At 64.9% G+C, this 1,823-nt stretch carries 2 protein-coding genes and 1 pseudogene; 1 reads left to right on the top strand and 2 read right to left on the bottom strand.

Annotation, left to right across the window (positions count from 1 at the left end):
* Positions 1-223 (top strand): annotated as a pseudogene (locus C0617_RS03515) (NUDIX hydrolase); the annotation flags it as partial.
* 13 nt (positions 224-236) lie between these two features.
* Here the strand turns inward: C0617_RS03515 and C0617_RS03510 are convergent.
* Both C0617_RS03510 and C0617_RS03505 read right to left on the bottom strand, forming a co-directional pair.
* Positions 237-1,058 carry a menaquinone biosynthesis protein gene (locus tag C0617_RS03510; RefSeq protein ID WP_291315633.1) on the bottom strand — a complete coding sequence of 274 codons (822 nt, stop codon included), beginning with the start codon at positions 1,056-1,058 and terminating at the stop codon, positions 237-239.
* Positions 1,055-1,823: TolC family protein (locus C0617_RS03505; RefSeq protein ID WP_291315632.1), on the bottom strand; the 769-nt coding region annotated here is incomplete at its 5' end. The genes C0617_RS03505 and C0617_RS03510, both read right to left, overlap by 4 nt.

Raw genomic sequence — 1,823 nt, 5'->3', positions numbered from 1 at the left:
GGGAAATTTGAAACAGTTCGGAGCCTACTCCGACCCGGCGCGCGACCCACGACAGCACAACATATCGGTCGTCTTCACCGCAGAAGGCCTGGGAACGCCGCAGGGGGGCGACGACGCGGCCCGGGCCGCCCTCTTCTCCCTAAACGACCTCCCCGTCCCGCTGTGCTTCGATCACGACCGGATTCTCGAGGATTATCGAAAGAAAGTGACGGGTGACGGGTGACGGGTGCAAGCCGCTACTGAAAAAAATTGATCTCGGGCTCTTCATCCAGAAGGCCCATCCGCACGGAGAGGTTGAAAAAGAGCCTCAGCCCCTCGAGGTGGGCCGGGCCGAGGTCGTAGGACATGGTTTCCCAGTAGTCGACCAGCCCTTCCCCCCCCATCCAGGCCTTCTCCGGAGTTGCCTCGGCGAGGGCCTCCAGGGATGCAAAGGCCCGGGACCGCGACTCGGCGAGTTGGCCGAGAAAGGTTCGCAGCTCCTCCCTCTTCTTCAAAGCGGCGCCTCGCCGCACAATCCATAGAGCGAAGACAAAGGGCAGCCCGGTGTGGCGCAGCCACAGTTCGCCGAGGTCGTATATGTGGGTCGCTGGGCTTTTCTGCCCGGCGGCCCGCAACGCCCGGTCGCCGATGAGCAGGGCCGGCTGGCCGGCGCCCAGGAGATCCTCCACCGGTTCCTGAGGCACTCTGCAGGCGATCCGATGATGGCCCTCGAATTCTTTGAGGATGATTTTAAGCAGATTGACCGATGTGAGCGACTCGCCGGTCAGGGCGATCTCCTGACCATCGAGATCCTCGATCGGGCAGGGAGATAAAAGGAGGACACTGCGAACCGGACCGCAGGAGCTGATGGACTGGCCGGGCAGCAGCAGGTAGTCGCGCCAGTTGCGGGCGTACTCGAAGGAGGAGGAGGGACACAGATCGAGGAAGCCCCCTTCGAGCTGGCGGTTCAACTCGGCGGGAACCCCCTGGACGACCCGCCCGCTGAAACCGGTCTCGGGCAGAAAGTGAAAGAGGGGGGCGCAGTTGAGATAGCTGATGTGGCCGACGGTAAGGGTCACGGGCGATACATCTCCAGCAGGGGACCGGCCCCTTCGGAATCCGCGGGCCCTGCGAGACGAATCCCCTCTCTCTCGAGGAGCAGTCCGGTCACCTGAAGGTAGCGGGTCACGGCCCGGTTGTATTCGGTCAGGGCCGCGGTATGATCGGTGCGCGCCTCGGCCAGGTCCTCCTCCCCTTCGAGCACCTGACGGGTGGTGGCCAGGCCGACCTCTTTGCGCCGCAGCAGGATGCGCAGTTTCTCTTCGGCCAGCTCCACCGCCCGGTGGGCGACCTCGATCTTGGTGCGACTGACGTCGAGAAGGCGTATTGCTGTGCGCACCTCGCTGCGCGCCTCGCGACGGAGCTGCTCCTGCCCGGCCCGCAGACCAGCGAGCTGCAATTCGGTGCGCCGGTAATCCTGACGGGCGTCCCGGTTGCCGAGGGGATAGCTCAGGGTCAGGCCGACCTCCCAGTTGCGGATTTCGTCCTCGGCCAGCCGGTCGAGGTCTTCGCTGTAATCCTCCCCGACCCCCTTGTGCGAATAGCTGGCGAGAAGATCGACCCGGGGCAATGCCCGATTGCGGGCGATGCGCCGTTCCAGGGAGAGGCGTTGAATCTGACGGGCCCGGCGCTGCAGATCGGGACGTTTTTCGAGGGCCTGGAGCATCCCCAGGTCCTCGTCCGTCTCCAGGGACGGAACCCCGAGAGGCTCCTCGGCCGTCTCCAACGGACCGGGCTCGTTGAGCAGCACGGCCAGTTCGTCGAGTGCGTCCTGGTAGGCGCGT

This window comes from Desulfuromonas sp. (assembly GCF_002868845.1).
Taxonomy (GTDB): Bacteria; Desulfobacterota; Desulfuromonadia; order Desulfuromonadales; family BM501; genus BM501.
Note: the sequence above shows the minus strand (reverse complement) of the source record. Positions and strands in the feature narration are given on the sequence as shown.